General features: G+C 44.7%; 17 protein-coding genes and 1 tRNA gene. 1 reads left to right on the plus strand and 17 read right to left on the minus strand.

Going from position 1 to position 23,631, the window contains the following annotated elements:
* Positions 1–87: 87 nt before the first annotated feature.
* Entirely contained in the window at positions 88–2,085 is a 1,998-nt protein-coding gene (ligD, locus tag BDE36_RS14725) for a DNA ligase D (RefSeq protein WP_141815479.1), read from the minus strand.
* A 202-nt stretch (positions 2,086–2,287) separates the two neighbouring features.
* On the opposite strand from ligD, the gene BDE36_RS14730 reads away from it, so the two are divergent.
* Positions 2,288–3,163, plus strand: a complete 876-nt coding sequence (locus BDE36_RS14730; protein ID WP_141815480.1) for a PfkB family carbohydrate kinase — start codon at positions 2,288–2,290, stop codon at positions 3,161–3,163.
* A 37-nt stretch (positions 3,164–3,200) separates the two neighbouring features.
* On the opposite strand, the gene BDE36_RS14735 is transcribed toward BDE36_RS14730, so the two are convergent.
* The 16 genes from BDE36_RS14735 to BDE36_RS14810 all read right to left on the minus strand — a co-directional run bounded on the left by BDE36_RS14735 (position 3,201) and on the right by BDE36_RS14810 (position 23,622).
* On the minus strand, positions 3,201–4,679 hold the full coding sequence (locus tag BDE36_RS14735) for an MFS transporter (protein ID WP_161987632.1): 1,479 nt from the start codon (positions 4,677–4,679) through the stop codon (positions 3,201–3,203).
* 673 nt (positions 4,680–5,352) lie between these two features.
* A complete protein-coding gene (locus BDE36_RS14740; RefSeq protein ID WP_141815482.1) occupies positions 5,353–7,554 on the minus strand; it encodes a glycoside hydrolase family 97 protein in 2,202 nt (733 codons plus the stop codon).
* Positions 7,555–7,718: 164 nt separating this feature from the next.
* Positions 7,719–8,801, minus strand: a complete 1,083-nt coding sequence (gene arsB, locus BDE36_RS14745; RefSeq protein WP_141815483.1) for an ACR3 family arsenite efflux transporter — start codon at positions 8,799–8,801, stop codon at positions 7,719–7,721.
* 4 nt (positions 8,802–8,805) lie between these two features.
* The gene (locus BDE36_RS14750; protein ID WP_141815484.1) at positions 8,806–9,225 is read right to left on the minus strand and encodes an arsenate reductase ArsC; all 420 of its coding nucleotides are present in this window, start codon (positions 9,223–9,225) and stop codon (positions 8,806–8,808) included.
* Positions 9,226–9,244: 19 nt separating this feature from the next.
* The gene (locus BDE36_RS14755) at positions 9,245–10,099 is read right to left on the minus strand and encodes an arsenite methyltransferase (protein WP_141815485.1); all 855 of its coding nucleotides are present in this window, start codon (positions 10,097–10,099) and stop codon (positions 9,245–9,247) included.
* A gap of 53 nt (positions 10,100–10,152) precedes the next feature.
* A complete protein-coding gene (locus BDE36_RS14760) occupies positions 10,153–10,482 on the minus strand; it encodes an ArsR/SmtB family transcription factor (RefSeq protein WP_128767595.1) in 330 nt (109 codons plus the stop codon).
* 175 nt (positions 10,483–10,657) lie between these two features.
* Positions 10,658–11,095 carry a helix-turn-helix domain-containing protein gene (locus tag BDE36_RS14765; protein WP_141815486.1) on the minus strand — a complete coding sequence of 146 codons (438 nt, stop codon included), beginning with the start codon at positions 11,093–11,095 and terminating at the stop codon, positions 10,658–10,660.
* Between the two features lie 160 nt (positions 11,096–11,255).
* The gene (locus BDE36_RS14770; protein WP_202618220.1) at positions 11,256–12,491 is read right to left on the minus strand and encodes an exo-beta-N-acetylmuramidase NamZ family protein; all 1,236 of its coding nucleotides are present in this window, start codon (positions 12,489–12,491) and stop codon (positions 11,256–11,258) included.
* Positions 12,492–12,607: 116 nt separating this feature from the next.
* Positions 12,608–12,952, minus strand: a complete 345-nt coding sequence (locus BDE36_RS14775; protein ID WP_141815487.1) for a hypothetical protein — start codon at positions 12,950–12,952, stop codon at positions 12,608–12,610.
* A 105-nt stretch (positions 12,953–13,057) separates the two neighbouring features.
* Positions 13,058–13,131 (minus strand) — tRNA-Ala (locus BDE36_RS14780).
* Positions 13,132–13,246: 115 nt separating this feature from the next.
* The gene (gene lacZ, locus BDE36_RS14785; RefSeq protein ID WP_141815488.1) at positions 13,247–16,375 is read right to left on the minus strand and encodes a beta-galactosidase, LacZ type; all 3,129 of its coding nucleotides are present in this window, start codon (positions 16,373–16,375) and stop codon (positions 13,247–13,249) included.
* A gap of 136 nt (positions 16,376–16,511) precedes the next feature.
* Positions 16,512–18,722 carry a S9 family peptidase gene (locus BDE36_RS14790; RefSeq protein WP_235904522.1) on the minus strand — a complete coding sequence of 737 codons (2,211 nt, stop codon included), beginning with the start codon at positions 18,720–18,722 and terminating at the stop codon, positions 16,512–16,514.
* 12 nt (positions 18,723–18,734) lie between these two features.
* Positions 18,735–19,616, minus strand: coding sequence for an AraC family transcriptional regulator (locus BDE36_RS14795; RefSeq protein WP_141815489.1), 882 nt, complete (start codon positions 19,614–19,616; stop codon positions 18,735–18,737).
* A 154-nt stretch (positions 19,617–19,770) separates the two neighbouring features.
* Positions 19,771–21,018, minus strand: coding sequence for an NAD(P)/FAD-dependent oxidoreductase (locus BDE36_RS14800; RefSeq protein ID WP_141815490.1), 1,248 nt, complete (start codon positions 21,016–21,018; stop codon positions 19,771–19,773).
* Between the two features lie 21 nt (positions 21,019–21,039).
* Entirely contained in the window at positions 21,040–22,041 is a 1,002-nt protein-coding gene (locus BDE36_RS14805) for a 4-hydroxyproline epimerase (protein WP_141815491.1), read from the minus strand.
* Positions 22,042–23,622 (minus strand): aldehyde dehydrogenase (NADP(+)), encoded by a 1,581-nt coding sequence (locus BDE36_RS14810; RefSeq protein ID WP_141815492.1) that lies wholly within the window; start codon positions 23,620–23,622, stop codon positions 22,042–22,044. It abuts the gene before it with no gap.
* Positions 23,623–23,631 lie beyond the last annotated feature (9 nt).

Below are 23,631 nucleotides of genomic sequence, written 5' to 3' on the forward strand. Positions count from 1 at the left end.
CTCCGTATAATCAAGTGTCCTCCCAAAGGACATGTTTTTCATAGGTAGATGTAGGGCTGAGTTTTTTAACTCGGCCCTTTTTTATTCCTATTGAAAAACGCTTTTTGCCTTCTTTACAGCTTTTTCGAGGTCAATCCCTTCGCCAAGTGCTCCTGCAAATAAATCCCCTTCTGTTCTCAGTCGCCCAATGGCATTGAATATGTTATAGTCTTTCATTTTCAATCCCGGTTTTACTTCGTCCCAGTGAAGCGGCATAGAAACAGTGGCGTTTGGCTTGGGGCGCAACGAGTACGGCCCGGCAATTGTGGCGCCCGGACGGTTCTGCAGAAAGTCGAGATACATTTTCCCTTTACGGTTCTTAATCTGCCTTTCAATACTGGTGTAACCTGGTATTTGCCGATGTACGATGTTGACCAGCAACCGGGCAAACAGCTGTGACTGATCGTATGTGTATTTAGCGCCCATCGGGATGTAGATATGTATGCCTGTGGACCCTGAGGTCTTGCAAAAACAGGGGACATCTATAGCGTCGAGCACCTTCTTAACCGTGAGCGCGGCTTCGATTACCTGTTCAAAAGTATTTTGATCGGGATCCAGATCAATAACACAGTAGTCGGGGTAATCCGGCGACTGCACCCGTGAGAACCAGGGATTCATTTCAATGCATCCCAACGAAGCCATCCATAATAAGCTCGCTTCATCTTTAGGTACAAGAAACTCCTTATGCTCGCCGTCACTGGTTGTGTATGGAAATGTTTCTGCCCAGGCGGGGGCTTTGTCTTTTACGTTCTTCTGGTAAAAGCCTGGTTTGTTAATACCGTTCGGAAACCGGTTGAGCGACTGCGGACGATCTTTCAGATAAGGCATGATGTACTCGCCTACCTGATAGTAGTAGTTAAACAGATCGCGCTTTGTTATGCCATCCTCCGGCCAGTACACCTTGCTGAGGTTGGTAAATTTGATATCATGCCCGCAAATCTTACGTACCTGAGTCTCGTCTTTTGGATTTAGAAGCGACTTCCGTGTTTTATCTTTCGGCGCAGCAATCATTTTCTGCCTCAATGGTTCAGGCTCATCCTTCACTACCTCATCCGTATGTGCTGCCTTTTCGCGAACTACGTCCCTTGCTTTTTTATCCTCACGCAAGCCTTCAAAAGACGGATGTCTGAACACGCCGTCTTCTGTTACTTCCGCAAAGCTAACTTCACAAACAAGCTCCGGCCTCAACCAGATGGCATCGGCCCTGGGCGGGTTCGGGCGAAACCGCGAGGGCTTATTATAGTCTGGCACCGTATGAAAGGGACAGTCATCAGCAATCATGGGCCTGAATCTCTCCATCAGTTCTTTTTGCACTTTCACGCTGAAGCCAGTGCCAACTTTACCGACGTATTGAAGCGTATCGCCTTCGTATACACCTAACAGCAGGGAACTAAACAGTTTGGTGCTCCCTTCATTCCTGGTAAAACCTCCAACCACTACTTCCTGACGTTTATGAATCTTAATTTTAAGCCATTCGCGCGAACGAAAGTCAGGTATGTACAAACTGTCCGCTTTCTTTGCAATGATTCCCTCGAGCCCCATACGCTGCGCTGCGTGAAAAAACTCCGTACCATTCGCCCTGAAAACCTCGCTCAATCGTATCCGGTCGTCAGCTAACGGAAGAACTTCTTTTAAAATAGCCTGACGCTGAGATAATGGCAACTCCATCAAATTTTTTCCATCATACCACAAGATGTCGAATACGTAAAACACAAGATCGCCGTCGGCTTCACTTCTCCAGTTTTGTAAGGATGAAAAATTTGACACCCCTTTATCGTTCAGCACCATAATCTCACCGTCAAAAACAGCATTGATATTCCATTGCTTCAGGATATGATATAGTGGATAAAACTTTTCATTAAAGGATTTCTTATTCCGCGACATCAGTTCTACTTCTCCCCCCTTTATAAAAGCAAGCGCCCTGTATCCATCCCACTTAACCTCATATACCCAGTCGGGATCGTCAAAAGGTTCATCTACAAGCGTGGCAAGCATCGGCTTGATGCCTTCAGGAAATTCGGATTTGGGAGCTTTCGCGGGGGCCATAAGTAGTAAGTTATAAGTAGTAAGTTATAAGTAATAAGTTGTAAGTAAATCTCTATTTTACAGAGTTGTTCTATCCTTAACTTAACAGACGATTAACCAGAAATACATGGAAATAGTTTGCCCCGGGCAGCATTCACAGAGATTTACACTTTATTAGTTACTTTTACGGAATTGTTAATTTATCATTAAGAAAACAGTATACATGTTTGATATCTGCTGTATAGGACACATTACCTTAGATAAAGTCATTACTCCCGGTTCGGAAGTAAATATGCCGGGGGGCACTTCTTTTTATTTTTCAAACGCCCTAAGCAACATGGACGTGAGCTACAGCCTGCTTACCTCTATCGCCGCCAGCGAAAGTTATATTATCGATGGTTTGAATGCAAAGGGAATACATACTGAAGTATTCTGGGGAAAACATACTGTTTGCTTTGAAAATATCTATAGCTTCGATCAGGATCACCGGCAACAGCGGGTACTCGAAAAGGCCGATCCTTTCAATATGGCTCAGCTGAGCCATGTTAATGCCAAAATATATCACCTCGGTCCCCTGCTCGCAGACGATATACCGGTTAACATGATTGAACATCTGTCGCAGAAAGGAATTGTGTCGCTTGATGTTCAGGGATATCTCCGTGAAGTGAAAGATCAGCAGGTGCTGGCTATCGACTGGCTTGAAAAGAAAGCAGCCCTTCCCCATGTAGGGATCCTGAAAGCCAACGAAACCGAAATGGAAGTATTGACAGGGTGTATCGACATCCGTGAAGGCGCAAAAGCCCTGGCCGGAATGGGTGTAAAAGAAGTGGTGATTACCCTGGGCAGCAAAGGGTCTGTAATCTATTCTGAAGGAGTTTTTCACAACATCCCTGCTTACAAACCCACAGCGGTGGTAGATGCAACGGGTTGCGGCGACACGTATATGGCTGGGTATTTATACAAAAAATCGAAAGGAGCTTCCTGCTATGAGGCAGGTACCTTCGCAGCGGCGATGGCAACCTTAAAGATCGGAACTTCGGGTCCTTTTTCGGGCACCAGTGAGGAGGTGATAAAATTATTATCAGCGAACCTGCAGTAGCACGGGCTTAATGCCCGGGTTCAGTTCATAACAATGCTTATTGCCACTCCGAAAATCGCTTTTTCAGGAGAACAGAGAACTTACCGGGACGATAGGAAGCGATGCTCCGGAGCACGAGATTCTCCCGCATTCCGGAGCGTATCCTTTTGTGCATATATCCCACTACCCTGTCCTTCTCTACTTCTCCCTGTTCTTTAATGCCGGGCAGCAAACGAAGAGAGAGCATGGCGAGCAAGCCGCCAATGACAAAAAAGAAGTTAAGTCCCTTCAGACTGATCATTTGAATAACCGTTACCCCATGGGCTCCCTGCCACTGAAAATTCCATTCCAGCTCATGATGTGAAAAGTAATCGGCCATCATACCTGCGAGCAAAGGCGCCATTGCAGCACACAAAGAGACGATAATGTTCTTTACAGCCATATACGACATGGCGTCTTCACGCGGCGCTAGCTTAATTCCGATATTGGAGACAGCAAGGTTAATACCGGCTGTTGATATGCCGCTGAAGATATTTATGACAGCAAGCAATATTATGCTGTATAACTGACCTGAAGGAAGAGATGTAAAGGCCATAGCCATAATACAGGAAATGTATACCGGAGCACAGATGCGGATAATGGTTTTATTGCTGTACCTGTCGGTATACCGTCCCCATAATTTCAGAGATGATATGCTGCTTAGCTGACCAAGAATGGTGAATGCCATGACATAAGATAAAGGGAGGCCGATTGTTTTCATCATATAAACAGAAAAGAACGGCACTGCAAGATCGAGGGCAAAACTCCAGAATGAATTAAAGAAGATCAGCTTCCGAAAGTTCGGGTCTCTCAGGGGCTTTTGAAACGACGTAAGTACTTTGCCGCTGTCGGGCTCAGCTTTTGGTTCAGGAGCCTTTGAAAGTAAATAGACACCTAACATTCCCACTCCGGATCCAACTAAGAACATCACGAAATACGCGGTATTCACCATATCAGGATGATGCACCTTCATGAAGTCAATAAAAAAAGCAACCAGCAGGCTCGTGGTAATACTCAGAATCTGCATCAACCTGGTCCTGTAGGAGAAATACTGTCCGAGTGTTTTTTCGGGAACCAGGTCTTTCATCCATGAATTCCAGCTCGCTGATGCCAGTGAGCCGAAAAAGTAGTGCACGGTTAAAAGGGCGATGAGGAAATTCACATTTGCACTTTTCCCGAAAATAAATGGGATGGCACCAATGATTAACAATGCCAGCCGCGCCACAACAGAAGTAAGCACGGCTATTGCCCGGCGGTTGTTGAATGTATGCACCAGCCAAATTGACGCAAGCTGAAATACATTGGTAAATATTGGAAGCGAAGCCAGTAGCCCGATCTGGAAATTCGAAGCTCCCATAAACACAGCCATCGAAACCAAAAATGTGCCCCCCGTAAGGTTCACCATTACTTCGCCGGCCAGACTTTCTTTCACTATATATCGAAGACCACTTTGTGTCTGTTCATCCGTAAGTTTTACGGAGGGTGATAAAAACTTCATTATTCTCGTGAGTCCTGTTACGATCCCGCTTAAAAAGATGTTACAACAATCTTTAAACAGCTTTTTTGCCTGCATCGGGAGTAAGCGGGATATATTTTCAGTCCTGCTCAAAATCAAGGATCTCCTGGTCGTGTTAAGGTGTGAAATCATGTCATTGCGCTGGACAAACATAGAACGCCACGGTTGATTTTCATAGCAATAACAGGCTTGTGGCATAGTATGACGCTGTTTGACATAATTTGACACGGTTTGACACTGTTTGGCGATGAGAAAACGAACGGCACAGGGGTATACGATTATGGAATGTACATCAACCGGACCCAACTGGGTCTCCGGATGCCTCCCGGATCTCTCTTTACCGTCTGTTTATTTACATGCTGACGAACAGCTATCGAATAACTGACGAACAACTGTAAAGCAATTGACGAACGTTCGACAAGGCGGCGACAAGCATCTGACGAGGAAAAAGCAAGCCGGCAACGCAAGAGAAACGAGAGGAAAGCAAACATCTATCGAACAGCTGTCAAACAAGCCTTGAGACAGTTCAAATAAGTGTGTCAAAACATTCACACCCTTGATTAAACGGATGGTATTCAAACAAAAACGCAGAGACAACGATATTACCTCTGCGTTTTAACGAACAGAACTTTAATGCCTGCAGGCAGTCTGATCTTTATAGTTTCTTCAGTCCTTTTAAGTCGCCTTTATCTTTTGCCTCCATTACGCTGATAGCGAAACCACCGCCCGGAGCCGACTTTTGAGTAAGTTTTGATTTGCTGGTAACAATCACTTTCTTTATCGTATAGGCCTGAGGATTGGTTTTATAATGGGCATCGGCAGCATCGGCATAGATGGTTGCAATATATGTTTTGTTCGGATCAAGGAAGCTGAAATTAACTTTCGATGTAAAGCCGTTTTCGCCGCACACATTACCAACAAACCAGTTATTGGTCCCCTTGGCCTTACGTGCAACGGTAATATACTCGCCCGGTTCGGCTTCGAGATATTTACTTGCATCCCAGTCTACTGCAACATCTTTGATAAACTGAAATGCGTCGGCAAAGCGCTCATAGTTTTCGGGCACATCGGCAGCCATCTGCAAAGGGCTGTACATCGTTACGTACAACGCAAGCTGATTGGCTAATGTACTGTTCACATGCGATTTGTTCGACGGATTCAACTTCGAAATATCCATTTCAAAGATCCCCGGAGTATAGTCCATCGGTCCGCCAAGCAAACGGGTGAATGGAAGAAGAGTGACATGATTTGGCTTGGATCCCCCAAAAGCCTGGTACTCTGTGCCGCGAGCCGACTCGTTACCTATGAGGTTAGGATATGTACGCGCTATCCCGGTTGGACGAACCGCTTCATGAGCGTTGACCATGATTTTATATTCAGCAGCTTTTTCGATGGCATACTGGTAATGATTGATCAGCCACTGACTGTAATGGTTTTCTCCGCGCGGAAGAATATTACCTACGTAGCCGCTTTTTACGGCGTCGTAGCCGTTATCCTTCATAAACTGGTAAGCCTTGTCCATGTGCCGTTCATAATTCCGGACAGACGAAGACGTTTCGTGATGCATGATCATTTTCACACCCTTGCTTTTGGCATACTCATGGATTCCTTTTACGTCAAAATCTGGGTAGGGAGTAACAAAATCGAATACATAGTCTTTAGAATTACCGAACCAGTCTTCCCAGCCAATGTTCCAGCCCTCTACCAATACGGCATCGAAGCCATTTTTAGCGGCAAAGTCGATATACTTTTTCACATTAGCAGTGTTAGCTGCATGGGTGCCATTGGGTTTTACCTTCGTATAATCGGTTATCCCTAACTGTACAGCCGGAACCTCGTTGGTATACGACCATGAGCTTTTGCCTGTGATCATTTCCCACCAAACACCGACGTATTTTACGGGCTTGATCCATGATGGATCTTCTATTTTGCAGGGCTCGTTCAGGTTGTAAATCATTTTGGACGCAATAATGTCACGGGCATCGTCGCTTACCATGACGGTGCGCCATGGCGAAGTACAAGGCGACTGCATATATCCTTTATCACCTATTGCATCTGGAGTCAGCCATGATTCGAACACCATATTCTTGTCGTCGAGGTTCAGGTGCATGCATGAATAGTTGATCAGGGCGGCTTCGTGTAAATTGATATACAGTCCGTTATCCGTCTTCATCATCAGCGACGTTTGAACGCCTGTGGGCGAAAAAGAGGTTTGCGACAGATTTCCGGTGATGGATTTTGACAATAAGCCCCTGATTTCCGACAGTCTTGACTTAGTAAAATCATATTCCTGTGTATCGTAATCTCCTGGAATCCAATAAGCGGTATGATCGCCCGCCATCGCAAACTGTGTACGTTCTTCTTTAATAACAAAATAAACTAAGTTCTTTTGCTGTGGAAATTCATATCTGAAGCCTAATCCGTCGTTGAACAAGCGGAAGCGGATCACCATCTTGCGGTCTGTTCCCTTTTGATTTAGCGTTACGGCCAGTTCGTTATAATGATTGCGGATTTCTTTGCTTTCTCCCCATACTGGTTTCCAGGTTTCGTCGAAGGATGACGACTTTGTGTCTGAAACACTGAAATTATCAAAAAGCGAAGCTTTAGGATTGACAGGTTTCCGTTTCATATCGCCTTCGCCGCCTAAATCAATTTGGGGACCTTCTGCTTTTAACTCCAGTCCTAATTTGCTCGGTTTAATTACTTCTTTGCCTTTGAAAGTCAGGCTGTACGTCGGTATCCCTCCATCCTGAATTGTAAAACGCATAGACAGATTTCCATTGGGAGATTTTAGTTCCTGAGCCAGTACAGCTAATGCAGCTGCGTTCAGAAACAAAAACAAGATTATTCTTTTCATTGTTTATTAGGGTTTATTAACGCTTTTTTTATTTGTAGTCCTTATTCAGGCCGGTCAAATATAGCGTGATTTATCATTTCCCCGAAAATTAAACTGCGCTTACCCTGGCAGGGCCCAACCTAAGCATCTGGCTGTGATTGGTTTTGAACGAGCTATTTTAATATTCACTTGCTTAAAATGGCAGCCTTAGGATAGTATTTATTACGCAGCCAGAAGGCTACATTCACCAGCGCTATCAGGGCCGGAACTTCAACGAGAGGTCCGATAACACCGGCAAAGGCTTGTCCGGAGTTTATTCCGAAGACTCCGATGGCGACAGCAATGGCAAGTTCAAAATTATTACCGGCAGCGGTAAAGGCAATAGATGCGTTCTGGGAATAATCTGCTCCCAACGATTTGCCAAAAAAGAAGCTCACGATGAACATAATGGCAAAGTAAATCACCAGGGGAATAGCAATGCGTACCACGTCGAATGGGATCTGAACAATCAGCTCTCCTTTTAAACTGAACATCACCACAATGGTAAACAGCAAAGCGATGAGGGTGACAGGTGAAATAAAAGGAATGAACTTCTCTGAGAACCATTCAGGTCCTTTGAATTTAATCAGCAGCCAACGGCTGATCACTCCTGCAGCAAAGGGAATTCCTAAATAAATACCTACGGATTTTGCGATCTCGCCCATACTTACATCTACCACAGACCCTTCCATACCGAACAGCGGGAGAAGCACTGTGATAAATACGTAAGCATACACGCTATACAGCAATACCTGGAAAATGCTGTTCAGCGCCACCAGACCGGCTGCATATTCCCTGCTTCCTTCAGCAAGCTCATTCCATACTATAACCATAGCGATGCAGCGTGCAAGTCCAATCATAATCAGCCCGATCATGTACTCGGGCTTGTCATGAAGAAAAGTAACGGCCAGGATGAACATCAGAACAGGGCCGATAACCCAGTTCAATATCAGGGAAGCACTGAGTATCTTCGTGTTCCGGAAAACCTCACCGAGGCTTTCGTATTTCACTTTGGCAAGTGGCGGATACATCATCAGTATTAAGCCGATAGCCAAAGGAATATTGGTTGTTCCGCTGGAGTATGAATTGATGAAGGTGGCCGATGAGGGAACAAAATACCCGAGCGCGACCCCGATACCCATTGCCAGAAATATCCAGAGAGTTAAGTACCGGTCTAAAAAACCCAACTTTTTGCGTCCGGCCGCCGGGGCACAGTTATTTGCACTCATATTATTATTTTAAAATATGCTTATTCACGAAATCAGCGGCATACACTTTAATCATGTCTCTCACCCGCCTGAACTCTTCCATGATCTCTTCCGGTGTTCCCTGAGCTTTAGCGGGATCAGGAAAATTATAGTGAAACCGTTCTACATTGCCAGGAAAGAAAGGACAGGCCTCTTTCGCGTTATCGCAAACGGTGATAACATAGTCGAACGGAACCGAAAGATATTCATCTACATGATTAGAAGTATGCTTAGAGATATCGATATGGTCTTCTGCCATCACCTGTATCGCTTTCGGATTTACGCCGTGCGTTTCTATCCCTGCACTGTAAACACTCGCTTTATCACCTGCAAAATGCCTCAGGTAACCTTCCGCTAACTGACTACGGCAACTATTGCCGGTACATAACACTAAAATATTCTTCATTTAAATAATTTATTCAACATTAATTACAACATCCTGAACCCGGAGTACAGCAACCCGAATTTACTTCTGCGGGCTTTTCACCAAAAACTGTGATGCTTAAGATGCCGGTATTGCCTGACTTAAAACTTTCTATTTCATTTTCAGAGAGATAACGTTTAAGGATATCATCAGGAATGACAATTGCTTTTTGCTTCTGGACGATAACATTTCTAAATCCCGCGGAATTGATGAATTGCAGATACTCCTCTTTCTGTACAGCTCCGGCAACGCAACCGGCATACATTTCGGCATCCTTTACCAGGGTTTCGGGTAACTCTCCTGACAGCACGATATCGGATATGCTGAAATGCCCGCCCGGCTTTAGCACCCTGTAGATTTCCTGAAAAACTGCCTCTTTATTCGGAACGAGATTCAGTACACAATTGCTTACGATTACATCAGCCGTGTTAGCAGTAACAGGCATTTTTTCGATATCGCCCTGGCGAAACTCCACATTATTAAATCCAAGTTTCTCAACATTTGTCCTGGCCTTCTCAATCATTGCAGGAGTAAAATCAATTCCTATCACTTTACCCGACTCTCCAGTCTCTGCCCTTGCAACAAAGCAGTCGTTGCCGGCACCGCTTCCTAAGTCAATAACAGTATCCCCTTTTTTAATCTGAGCAAACTGCGTTGGCAAACCACATCCCAGGCCTAAATCCGCTTCAGGATTATATCCTTCCATAGTGGAATATTCGTCACTCATGATATTATATACTTCGGTAGAGCAACAGGACGACCCGCAGCAGGACGATTGATTTGTTTCTTTGTCCTGAAGGGCTATCTCACTGTACTTTTGTCTCACCAGTTCCTTTAATTTTTCTGAATTTTCCATGATGATTTAATAAATGATATTGCAATATTACGATATATGATTATAAATTTTTTTTAGCAGCAGTCCGCTTGTCCTTTATAAGAAGAAAAAAAGTTATTCAGATGCGACTGAAGATCTTTCCAGACAGTGGGATTTATACAATAGCATACACTTACACCTTCTATCGTCCCCTGAATTAATCCGGCATTCTTAAGTTCTTTAAGGTGCTGAGAGATGGTTGCCTGAGCCAGCCCCAGCTCGTCAACAAGATCGCCGCAAATACAGGCGTTGGCTTTAATGATCTGTTGCAAGATGGCAATTCTGGCCGGATGCGCAATTGCTTTCAGCATCACAGCCATCCGATTCTGCTCTTCCGAAAATATTTCTGTTTTTGTAATCCCCATAATACATTGCAATATTACGATTAATAGTTTATACTGCAAATTTTATTAAAAAAAAGCTGTAACCTTAAGATTACAGCTACGCTAAATATGTATTGCGGATATTTTCTTTTCAATGCACCCACCTTATCAATGCCACAACCAACGGCCTTTGCAGAGGGAACGCAGGCTTATAAGATCATGCGATCTTCTTTACGGTATGAAGATCTTCAGAATATACACCCAGAGTAGCTTCCTCCTGTATCTTCAATGTTGCAAGGATCAGATTTTTATCTTTCTCACTTTCTAGCAATCGTTCGTAAAGCTCCATTATCTTGCTAAAAAGTTTGAAGTCAGCTTGCGCTGTCATTGCATTAGTATGGCGCGTATCACTAACGACCTGATTATTGATAACGGTTTCCTGATTAAAACTAATAATCGTTTCTACACTAACCTGAAGCACATCTGCTATCCGGCAGAGAACATTTTCGTCTATGCTTTCAGCTTGTTCTAATTTAGAGATCTTCTGCTGACTATATGAGAGTGCAGAAGCCAAGTTCCCCTGTTTTATGCCCCTAATTTCTCTAATTGCCCTCACATTTCGACCAATGTGAGCATCTGTCTTTTGACCGTTCATGTACAATTCCCCTAATCGTTAATCCCTTTTCAATAATCCGATTATTCCTGTTTACGGTATCGAGTTTAAATTGGTTATAAAATAAGTGTCAAAAAGACGTGATCTTTATCACTATTTTTACTATCTCTGCAATAAAACGGAGTTTTAGACGTAATCGTCGTTAATTGTACAGCAGAAATGCGGCCACCATAGTTTCCCACCGGCTTGCATCGGTTAGTAGAGCAATATTATCAGAGAAATAAGACATATCAGCCTCAAATAACCGGAGACTATTGCTGCGGCCCAAAAGCAAATCAAGATGATGCTCGCCGCTTTTGTTAACATGAGTTTTATATGTTTCCCAGTGAAACTCTTCTCTGTGAGTATCGATTATCGTTTTCAAGAGCAACAATCCCGTCCGCACGGGATAAAAACTCCGGGGGGCGCTTACATGCAACATAATGCCTTTACACGAAAGGTTCCCGTATTTTCCCGCGCCGGGTATAAAACTTATTTCTCTTGCCCGTACGTTTTCGATTTCTAATGAATTGAACTGTTCGGCTATAAGCCGCGATTCCATCCAGGGAGCTCCCGCTACCCGGAAAGGAACAGCCGTACCCCTGCCCTCGCTTAAATTTGTCGCCTCAAGCAAACAAAGTCCGGGGTACAACAGAGCCGATTCAAAGCTACTTATTGCGGGAGAAGCAGGAACAAAGGAGGCCGACCAATCATGAAACATCATCTCTCTTGTCCAACCCTCACAACGGACCACATCCACAGGACAGTTTAAGTTCCTTGTCGCATTGAAATACAAGGCCAGCTCGCCTAACGTACAGCTATGCCTGAGGGGCATTTCCCATCTGCCAATAAAACTGCTTGCAAACTTTTCATCCAGAAATGGACCTTCGGCGAGGGAAAGCTGTCCGGATATAGGATTGGGACGATCCAGTATTATCAAAGGCTTGTTATACCGGGCAGAACTTTCCATTACCCACGTCATTGTCCATAAGTAGGTATAGAACCTGCTGCCGATATCAGGTAAGTCGACCAGTACAAGGTCTATATCCGCAAGATCTGCATCATCGGGAGCTAACTTATCTCCGTAAAGACTGACTACAGGTAAACCCGTAAGTGTATCGGTACAGGAATTCATCAAATGGCCATCTTCTCCGGTAGTATCTAAACCGTGTTCGGGAGAGAAAAGCTTTACCAGGTGATAACCGTGATTAAGAAGCGCCTTTCGCGAGGCGATATAATCCCTTGTGACCGCTGCATTATTAGTTAACAATCCGAGGCGTTTCGTCTTATCGCCGTTCAACAGGAATATGTCAATGCCATTCAATACCGGCTGCATAATGTTTCTCTGAATATCTGCCTTACGATTGTACAAAAAGAAAGAATTTGAAATTGCTTTCACTAGAAGTGGACGTATTCTAACTCATTATAGAATCTGGACTTTATAAGATCGCTCTAAATAGCTGCAAACCGAAACTGAAGAGCCCCACCACTGGATTACATGTGAAGTACTTACTTCTATTCTTTTGGATTTATGTCCGGGGGAATAATTTGATATCGAGACAAAGGCTTACTAAAGCGGTTTTTTAAATCATCGTACATTTTAAGTTTCACTGATTCAGGATGAACACTATATTTTATTTTTGAAGCTTCATACCAAAAAGCATCCTTGAGAAGCTCGGTTGCCTTTTGGTCATTCCTCCAAAATTGATGTTTTCTAAATTCATCTAAATAAACGTTCTCTGATTTTTTTCCAGATGTTTCGAGATAGTTTTTTATTTTGCCGACATCGCTGACAAGAATAAAAAAACAAACCAGTGCGACAATGCTGATAAGAGCTGCAATAATTGATATAGTTTCCATTTCTAACAGGAGTTTTATAATTATAAATAGCAGTTGTGTGCAAATCGTGTGCACAAAAAACAAATCAGGCTTTTAAGATTTTACCTAAAAGCCTGATTTTCAACGTGGAGAATATCGGAGTCGAACCGATGACCTTTTGCATGCCATGCAAACGCTCTAGCCAGCTGAGCTAATCCCCCCTTTTTTGGAATTGAATGCAAATATAATGCTTCAGAATAAAATTCAAAGAAATATAGATGAAATATAAAAAGGTCCGCAATCTCAAAGGATTGCGAACCTTTTAAGCATTTAATTCTATTTATCCATTAGCATTAGTACATAACTATAGGAGTATTTTTTATCGAGCAAGCGATATTGATCGTGCGGCAATGAACCCCAGCTGTCGTCACCTCCTACCCCCCTTTGCTTCAGGTCAATGTTGAGATATACGTCTTTCCTCGGCTTGATATCTACCGGGTGCTGCTGTTTCTTCGTTAACCCCGGATCCAGATCTTCTGTGAGATTATTGATTGCACTAAAACAGATTGGCTGCTCGCCCTCAATCCTAAGTCCTCTTCCATCGGCATCCGTAAGGCTTAACCAGCGCACGTCGGTTTTATAACCACCTTCCTGTGGCCGAATATAGTTTAAAGTGTACTGGTTGCTTACTTTATCGCTATATCTTCCAATGAAAGCCGCTGTTTTCCGGTCACTATAATTTTCCCAGGGGCCGCGGCCATAGTATTCAAGGTTCTCATACTGTCCCGGCAGCTGCATCCGCATACCGAATCGAGGCAATTCAGGAAGGTCGCGGCCAGTCATATCTATTGAAGCTGTTACTTTTACTGATCCGTCATTTTGTATCAGGTAATCTACCACATATGGTACGCCGATACCGGTCAGTTCATAATCCACTTTGATGGGTAAACCCGAATCTCCCTGTTCTCCTACAGTGATATTTCTGACAACAGCATTTTCATGTGCGTTCCTCCAGATGCCCAGTGTAGAAGGCATCCTGCTTCCAAAATCGTTATCTGTTGGTGCCCTCCAAAAATACGGCTGAGGGTATCCGCTTATGATCCATCCGTTCTTCCCCGAAGAGAAGCGGGTGAATCTACCTTCTTTAGTATTAAACTCGCCGTTTACCGCTCCTGAAGTAAATTTAAGCAGGTTACCGGCCCTTTCAATCTTAAGATCATTTCTGACAGAACCTGAGGCGCGGGCCAAATACTCGCCGGCTGTTTTAAACTGCTCTCTCGCAATTTCGTGTCCTGCAGGAATCATCTCCGTGCCCGACTTCGTATAGGCGTAAACATTCAGAAAGAATTCACTTCCGGCAGCTGCCTTAAATTGTGGCACCTGTAATTTCACATCTTTCTTTTGGTGAGGTGCGAGGCTTACAGAAAATGTACCGTCTTTTACTTTCTCACCGTTAAGGTACATCTCCCATTTGAAATTATACTGATCGAGATTTGTGAAATCGAAGAGGTTTTCTACCGTGATAAGCCCTTTGGAAACATCTTTGTCTTTAAACAGAATGTTCTGATATACTTTCTTCACTTCATACAGTCCGGGATGAGGTGTTCTGTTGGCTGCTATCAGACCGTTAGCACAGAAGTTCTCGTCATTCTGAAGATGATATCCCCCCAGATCCCCGCCATAGGCCCAGAAGGTACGACCGTCTTTTGTTGTGGTTTTCATACCCTGATCTACCCAGTCCCAAATGAAGCCTCCCTGCATATGCTTACTGCCGTAGATGATATCCCAGTATTCCTGAAAATTGCCGTTGCTGTTACCCATCGCATGGGAATATTCGCACATGATATATGGTCTTGATTTCCGTGCATTCGCATATTCTTTCATTGATTCTACGCGGGGGTACATCGGACAAACGATATCGGTATTCTCGCTCTCGCCTGACTGCTCGAATTGTACCATCCGTGTATTGTCCCTTTGCTTGATCCATTTATAGGCTTCATAAAATACGGGGCCGTTACCGCATTCGTTACCCAGCGACCAAATGATCACAGAAGGGTGATTTTTATCTCTTTCCACCAAACGATGAATGCGATCCATATGTGCAGGAGCCCATAACGGCAAATATGCCGGGTGTTTCGACTTATCAAACCAGCCTTGCCATTCAGCGCCCATTCCATGGGTTTCGATATTTGCTTCATCCACGAGATAGAGGCCATACTGATCACATAGCTTATACCACAGCGGATCGTTGGGATAATGGCTGGTACGCACGGCATTGATATTGAACTGCTTCATCAGCATGATGTCTTTCATCATTAGCTCCCTCGAAGGAACATGTCCGTTCACATCATCATGCTCATGCCTGTTGGCCCCCTTAACATAAATGGGCATTCCATTTACCATTAGTTGCGCATCTTTTATCTCAACCTTCCGGAATCCTATTTTAGCGCCGGTATGACCCAGGAGGGTACCTTTATTGTCTTTAAGGCTAATAATGCAATCATAAAGATTTGGATGTTCTGCACTCCATTTTAAAGGATTGCTGACAGTACCGCTAAAATTTATGGTTTGTATAGAATCAGCGCCGATGGATACAACCTTTTGAGAGCTATAGACTGTTTTACCAGCTTTGTCTACCACCGAAACAGACAGGCTTCCTCCTTTAATACTATTACCCGAAAACTGCCTCAGATCAACTGAAGCGGTAAATAACCCGTTGGTATATTTAGAATCCAGATCACCTTTTAAAAAGAAGTCCCAGATGCTTAATTTCGGAAGCGAGTACAAACATACATCCCTTTCAATACCGCTGATCCTCCAGAAGTCCTGATCTTCAAGATAGCTGCCATCGTGCCAGCGGAAAACCTGCACTGCAAGAAGGTTTTGTCCTTTCTTAAGATACCTGGTAATATTAAATTCCGCGGGAGATTTTGACGCTTTTGTCAGTCCGACCTTCTGCCCGTTCACGTAGACAAATGCACAGCCCGTTATTGATCCGAACTGAAGCATCACTTCGCGACCGTCCCAGCTTGCCGGAACAGTAAATGATTTGCGGTAGGTTCCTACCGGATTACCCTCCCCAACATAGGGTGGATTCTTCGGGTGAGGGTAAGTAATATTAGTATAGATCGGAATGCCGAAGCCCTTCAACTCCCAGTTTGAAGGAACAGGCAGCTCACTCCAGTGAGAGTCGTCAAGGTCCGTCCTGTGGAAGTCCTTCAGGCGGTCTGCATACTTATCTACGTATACAAACTTCCATTTCCCGTTTAGTGATTGATAAAATGGCGACCGGGTATAGTCGTCGGCTTTTACATCCTGCTCCTTGTTAAAAAGCATAAATGTAGCATGCGGTTTTTCTTTGTTTTGTTCTATCAGGGCAGGATTTTCCCAATCGTTTTGTTGTGCGCGAAGGCCGCTGGCAGCCAGGCATAAAAGGAAGATCCCCTGAACTAAATAGTTTTTCATTTTATTTAAATTCAAATGGTGTGCATCTGCAAGCAAAGAACGTTATTCAAAGCTATATAGAGCAGGGGTAAATTAAGCATGAAAAGGGGGCAAAATAATTTGCAACAGAAAAATTACTTTGCCCGCGCATTATGGTCTACCTGCCCCCCGGAGGACAATGCGACTTCAGGAAGTTCGTAAACAAGCCCGAAAGATGCTCCCTGGTACCCTCACCTTCGGAGATGGAGTGAGTTCTGTTGGGGTAAGACATCAGTTGAAACTGCTTATTGTATTTTATTAATTCATTAATCAGTAATTCGGCATTTTGATAATGTACGTTATCATCCCCCGTCCCGTGTATGTATAACAGGTTGCCGCGAAGATTCTGAACGTGGCTGATCGGCGAGCCATCAATAAACGGTTTTTTGTCCTCTTTGGGATTGCCCATATACCGCTCCTGGTAGATGTTGTCGTAACTGAGCTGACTAGCAACAGCAGCCACTGCTATACCTGTTTTATAAATTTCAGGGTATTGAAACAGCAGGTTAAGCGTTGAGGAGCCTCCGCCGCTCCAGCCCCATACTGCAACCCTCGACGAATCGACAAACGGCCATTTGAGTATTTCTTTTGCAGCCATAGCCTGGTCCCTGATGTTCAGTATCCCGATGTTCTTATATATCGATTTACGCCATTCCCGGCCTTTCGGTGCCGGTGCACCCCTGTTTTCAACAGACATGTAAATATAACCGTCGTTAGCCATATCGCCCTCATAGAGCCTGTTAAATCCTGTGCCGTAAGAATCGGTAACGGTTTGACCAGCAGGTTCGCCGTAGACATAAAACACAACCGGATATCGTTTCGAAGGATCGAAGCTGGCAGGTTTCACCATCCATCCGTCCATAACCACACCTTCAGCTGTTTTAACCTTAAAGAACTCAGCCCTGTTATTCTTCAGCGAATCCAGAGGCATCTTAGCACCTATCGTCTTATGGGAAGGGAGATCTACCCGTTCGGAGGCGGGAGAAACTAAACTGCTTGAAAAACGGTGAAAAGCCACTTTTCCATTTGGCGATATCAGATAACTGTTTGTACCCGAATATAAAGCTGGAGTGATTCGTTCAGCTTGTTTTTTACCAGAGATCGGAACCCTGTATAAATACGCCTGAGTGGCGTTCGAGGGTGATGCATCGAAATAAATGTAACCACCTTTTTCATCGATGAGGTTAATTGAAGAGATGTCATAATTTCCTTTTGTGACAAGTACCTCTTTTCCGTTCCTGTCAATCCTGTAAATATGGCGCCACCCGTCCTTCTCGCTTACCCAGAGGAATTCTTTGCCGCCGCTGATCCATTCCCAGCCTGAGGGGTCGTCGTCATTCCACCTTGATTTGATGTCGATCCATGCATTATCCTTTTCTGTATATATCGTTTTTACTGCTCCTGAACCTGCATTACATAACATCACCCGGCTTTCATTCTGTTTCCGGTTAAGTTGCTGGATGATCAGTTCATTCGAATTATAAGCCCATTCCATACGTGGAATGTAATGCTGCACGGCGTCTCCTGGTACATTCATCCATACCGGTTTTCCCCCATCGGCGGCGATAACTGCGATCCTGCAGGAGCTGGGATCTTCACCTGCTTTCGGATATTCTACCGGAACGGTAAATGAATACACTGAGTCGGTAGTGTTAATCATCAGGTAATTGCGGATATTTGACGCATCAATCTGCCAGTAAGCCAGTTTCTTGCTGTCGGGCGACCAACGGAAGCCGTCCCTGCAGCCAAATTCTTCTTCATACACCCAGTCAAATGTTCCATTAATTACACGATCCGTCCCATCAAAAGTGAGCTGGCTAACCTTACTGGTCTGCAAATCCTCCACATAGAGATTATGAGCGCTTACATAAGCCGCTTTCGTTCCGTCGGGAGAGATTTTTGCATACATAAGTGAGGAAGACGGCAACCTCTTGCCTAATTGCTTCAACGTACCGGTTTTCAGGTCATACAGATAATAGTCGCCCTTTGTATCATAACGCCATACTCTTTTGGTGTTATTCATGATAAGAAGCTTTTGCCGGTCGGCAGAGAACATAAAACGACGGACAGGAATAGCGGTGCTGCTTCCGGGCATGGTAAGCATTTTAGTACTTACAACTTCCGTGTTAACACCTGTTCTGCTGTCGGTTTGAATGATAGCGCCTTTTTCAAGCTTATAGTAGGAATAGCCGTCTGATGTCCATTGAGTCTCCTGACGAGCCTGGCCAGAGACGTGAGCGGTGACCAGAATTAAAAGTACAATAAGATATCCCCGGGAGGCAAACTTTTTCAGCATCCCTGTTTCAGAAGTTTTGTAAACAAAATTCATTAATGCAGTATTTTAACCAACGTTTTTTAAATAGTTATCTAAGTATTCCCGGGGCGAATTTCCGATAATACTTTTAAAAACCCTGTTAAAATTTGTAATACTATTAAAACCGCAGGTGTATGCCACAGCAGAGATGCTATCAAACCTGCCGCCAGTGAGTTTTTTGCAGGCTTCGTTAATACGGGTTTCGTTTAGAAATGAGATAAAGGTATGCCCGGTATGTTTCTTAAAATACCTGCAAAATGCCTGGGGAGTCATGTGAGCGGCATTCGCAACATCCTCAAGAGTTATATCTTCATGATAACGCTGTAAAATGTAGTTATAAATATTGCTGATACGTATTCCTTCGTTCTCACTGAATGTAGTTGCATGGCCGAAAGATGATAGAGGATTAAGCTTGATTCGCATCTTGTTCATGAATTTCAGCAGAAGGAAAAACTGCATCAACTGATCCGGACCAGAAGATTTTTTTATTTCAAGCATCAATTGAGATACATCGTCGTAATACATTGAGGGTAACTTAAATCCCTGCGCATGCTGATCAATAAAGAACTTTAGCGATTTCATTTCAGGAAGGCCAAAAAGAGAAGCCAGCGGCCCCATTGGATTAAAAAATAACATCAGGGCCTTTATCGTTTTGCCGTTCCTCTCGGTAAAGTATTCGGGATTACTTTTAAACAAATGTGGCTGATTAGGCCCAAGGAAATACACCTCTCCCGATTTAAAACTGTGCATATTGTTTCCAACGACCAGAGTGCCCTCTCCTTCCTGGATCCAGGCAATTTGCGCTTCTGTATGCCGGTGAAGATAGGGATAGAAATGAGGAAGATGATCCTGCTGAACAATCACACTCTTGTCGTGTGCGACTGGAATGGTAAATTGTAATACTTTCATAAGAGCCCCAGTTATTTGAGTTCTCAATTTACGAATATTACCTAATTATTAAAAACATATTATCTTACTGGGTTAAAATATGAGAAGTATTTGCTAAATTAAGACTTAAACCACATGATTTTTGTATAAAAACAGGCAAAAAACGGATAGTTAGCTAAAAAAAGCGATCCGGGGAGAATGCCGACAGGGAGATATCTGGTTTCACCCCAAGCAGTACCTGGCTTACAAGGCGACCTGTGGCAGGTCCCAGACTCAACCCCATCATTCCATGCCCTGTTGCTATTGTGAGGTTAGAATATTTTCTGCTACGCCCGATATAAGGTAAGCCATCCGGAGATGAGGGCCTGAAACCAAACCAGATATCTTTTTCCGCTGGAACATCGGGTTTCAGATCGGGAAAATACCTGGGGACAGACTCAACGATGCCTTTAACCCTGTTGATATTGATATGATTATTAATCTTCCCTATTTCCATGGTACCGCCATACCGAATACTGCCGTTCATTGGTGTTACCGCAACCCGTGCTTCAGCGAGCAGTGCAGGGATCTTCATTCGATTTTCGGGTTCTTTTACCATAAAGGAATATCCTTTACCTGCAAGCAAGGGAACTTTCAATCCCGCCAGCCCCGCAATTGACGGCGACCATGAACCACCAGCAATAACATACTGGTCTGCTGTCCATTTTTCGTTTCCTGTATAAACACAGTTCAGGTTGTTCCCGGAGACTTCGATCTTATTTACCTCTCTGTTCCTTAGGATCTTCACGCCACGTGATTCAAGAAGGTCAACAAGTCCGTTGATGAACTGATTGGGATAAATGTGGGCATCGCAACGGTAATGGACAGCTCCGAGAACATCTATATTCAGATCAGGTTGCAAAGCCCGGCATTCTGCGGCAGAAAGCACTTCCATATCAATACCCAGCTCTCTCGCTTTATCTACCACATGCGCTTCTTCCTCAGCTGCCTTCTCTGTTTTATAGAACATAAGGATCCCCTTCTTTACAAACCCGAACTCGAATGCCTTCTGACTATCCATCTCTTCGTATAACTTTTTACTTAACAGAGAGATGTCGCGGAGCGGAACTGCCGACCGTTCAACATGACCGGCATTGGCGTTTTTTAAGAACTTTATTCCCCACGACAGAAGGTCGGCGCTGAGCGAAGGTTTCACATAAAAAGGACTCTTACTGTTAAACATCCACTTTATGCCCTGCTGAACCATGCCCGGGGCAGCGAGCGGAATAAAATGGCTTGGAACGATCATGCCCGCATTTCCAAATGAGCAGCTATCCGTTAAATCGCCTTTTTCGAGAATGGTAACATCAAAGCCCGCTTCATTCAAAAATTTTGCAGAACAAAGACCTATAATTCCTCCTCCTATAATAATTACACTCGCCATATTGTATCTTCAGAAACTAATTTAAATAACCTGAAATCCATGAGCGTAAGGATCGTCATCGTCTATTTTGATGGTGTTATATCCATATATTCTTGCCCAGCCTTCTACCGAAGGAATAATTGCCTTATAGTCGCCAAGTGCTACAACATCTTCCACAATTCCGGTAAACTTGCTTCCAATGATACTTTCGTGAACGAATGATTCGCCTTGCTTCAATTTACCTTTAGCAAACCACTGAGCCATACGTGCTGAAGTGCCGGTGCCGCAGGGAGAGCGGTCGATGGCCTTATCCCCATAAAACACCGCATTTCGGGCCGTCGCTTCAGGAGACAACGTAGCTCCCGCCCAAAGAATATGAGTGCAGGTATTTATAGTCGGATCTTCCGGATGAACAAAGCGATACTCCTGGTTGATCCGTTTTCTGAGCTCACGGCTCCAGCTGATCAGCTGTCCTGCACTATAGTTTTCCAGCCCTTTAAAATTTGGCTGCGGATCAACGATGGCGTAGTAGTTGCCGCCATAAGCAACGTCGATAGTTAACATACCAAGATCGGGACATTCAACCTCTATACCTTCGGCAGCAAGATAAGCCGGAACATTACGTAATTTAACAGATGTTACCTTGTGCCCCTCCTGCTTGTACTCGATCAGCACCAGTCCTGCAGGAGCTTCCATCCTTACAATGCCCGGCACTTTCGGTTGCAAAAGGCCCTCTTCTATGGCAATGGTAATGGTGCCTATTGTACCATGGCCGCACATTGGCAGGCATCCGCTGGTTTCGATAAACAGCACAGCAACGTCGTTCTCAGGATTATGCGGCGGATAAAGAATGCTCCCCGACATCATATCATGACCACGAGGTTCAAACATCAGTCCGGTTCTTATCCAGTCGTATTCTTTTAAAAAATGCTGACGCTTCTCGCTCATGCTGTCGCCTTTAAGGATAGGGCCACCGCCGGCTACCAGGCGTACCGGGTTTCCGCAGGTATGAGCATCAATACAAAAAAAAGTTTTAACCGCCATTTATTCTTTAGTCCATTTATTATTAACCTTCCTCCAGATTCCTGAGGGATTATCACTCTTCAGTTCAGCAGGCAACAATTCGTCGGGCCAGTCCTGCCAGCTCAGGGGGCGTACAAACCGATAAATAGCCGAAGTGCCTACCGATGTAAACCTGCTGTCGTTGGTTGAGGGAAATGGCCCCCCATGCTGCATTGCCGGGCAGACCTCAACGCCCGTGGGAACGCCGTTTAGTATAAGCCTTCCTGCCTTTGCGCCAAGGTCGTAAATAAAACCGCGGTATGCTAAGAGTTCTGAAGGTTCGGCCATCACAGTGATAGTAAGCTGCCCACCCAAAGTGTCGACCACTTTTTCAAGTTCCTCCTGCCCCTCCGCAATCACCAGTAAAGAAAACGGGCCAAACACTTCTTCCCTTAACCGGGGATTTGCGATAAAATCGGCAGCCGAAACCTTTGCGAACACAGGAACGGACGAATAACCCCCAGATTCCGGTAAGCCCTCAGATCGCGCCAGGAGCGTAACCCCAGGAGCCGCTAAGGCCTCTTCAGAAAGCTTTTTATAATTACTGCAGATCCCCGGAGTGAGCATCACAGCGGGCTGTACTTTTTTTATCGCTTCAGATAACTCTGAAATAAAGAAGTCCAGCGCTGGATTCTTCACAGCCAAAAGGAGGCCCGGATTGGTACAAAACTGCCCGGCCCCCAGGGTGATGGACGCCGCATACTTCATCGCAAGATCGCTGGCCCTTTCTTTTATTGCTTCCGGTAAAAAAACCACGGGGTTTATACTTCCCATTTCTGCAAACACAGGGATCGGCACCTCGCGTTCCTGTGCTATCTTCACGAGTGCCATTCCACCCTTAAACGAACCGGTAAAAGTAACAGCTTTGGTTTCGGGATGCCGCACGAGTTGTTCGCCTACAGAATATCCGTTATCATACAAAAGTGAAAAAATACCTTCGGGCATTCCAGTCCTTTTTACTGCAGCCAGGATAGCCTGGCCTACGAGCGCGCTGGTACCAGGATGAGCCGGATGGGCTTTCACTATGACCGGGCAGCCAGCAGCAAAGGCAGAGGCAGTGTCTCCTCCTGCCACGGAAAAAGCCAGAGGAAAATTACTCGCACCAAAGACGACAACAGGTCCCAGGGGGACCAGCATCTTCCTGATGTCAGGCCTGGGTAAAGGAACCCGATCAGGCATGGCAGTATCAATGACAGCATCAACCCACGACCCTTCTTCTACGAGATCAGCAAACATATTCAGCTGCGAAGTAGTCCTTCCGGTTTCTCCGCTGAGCCGCCCCAGTGGTAATCCACTTTCCGCAGCCGCCCTTTCGGTCAGCGCGGGCGCCAATGAGGTTATCTCCGAAGCAATCGCCCTTAAAAAAGCCGCCCGTTGCGCTGCCGGAATCTCACGACTTATTTGAAAGGCCTGGCTGGCGGCCGCCAGGGCATCGGACACCGCCGTGTCTCCGGCTTTGAAGAATACGCCCTCCAATTCCCCACCATTCGCAGGGTTTATAGCTTTAAATGTTTCCGTCTCAAAATTTACATAGTTGCCAGCAACTATATTTCTTCCGTCCATCTGCTTTTT

The organism is Arcticibacter tournemirensis (assembly GCF_006716645.1).
In the GTDB taxonomy this organism is placed as follows: Bacteria; Bacteroidota; Bacteroidia; order Sphingobacteriales; family Sphingobacteriaceae; genus Arcticibacter; species Arcticibacter tournemirensis.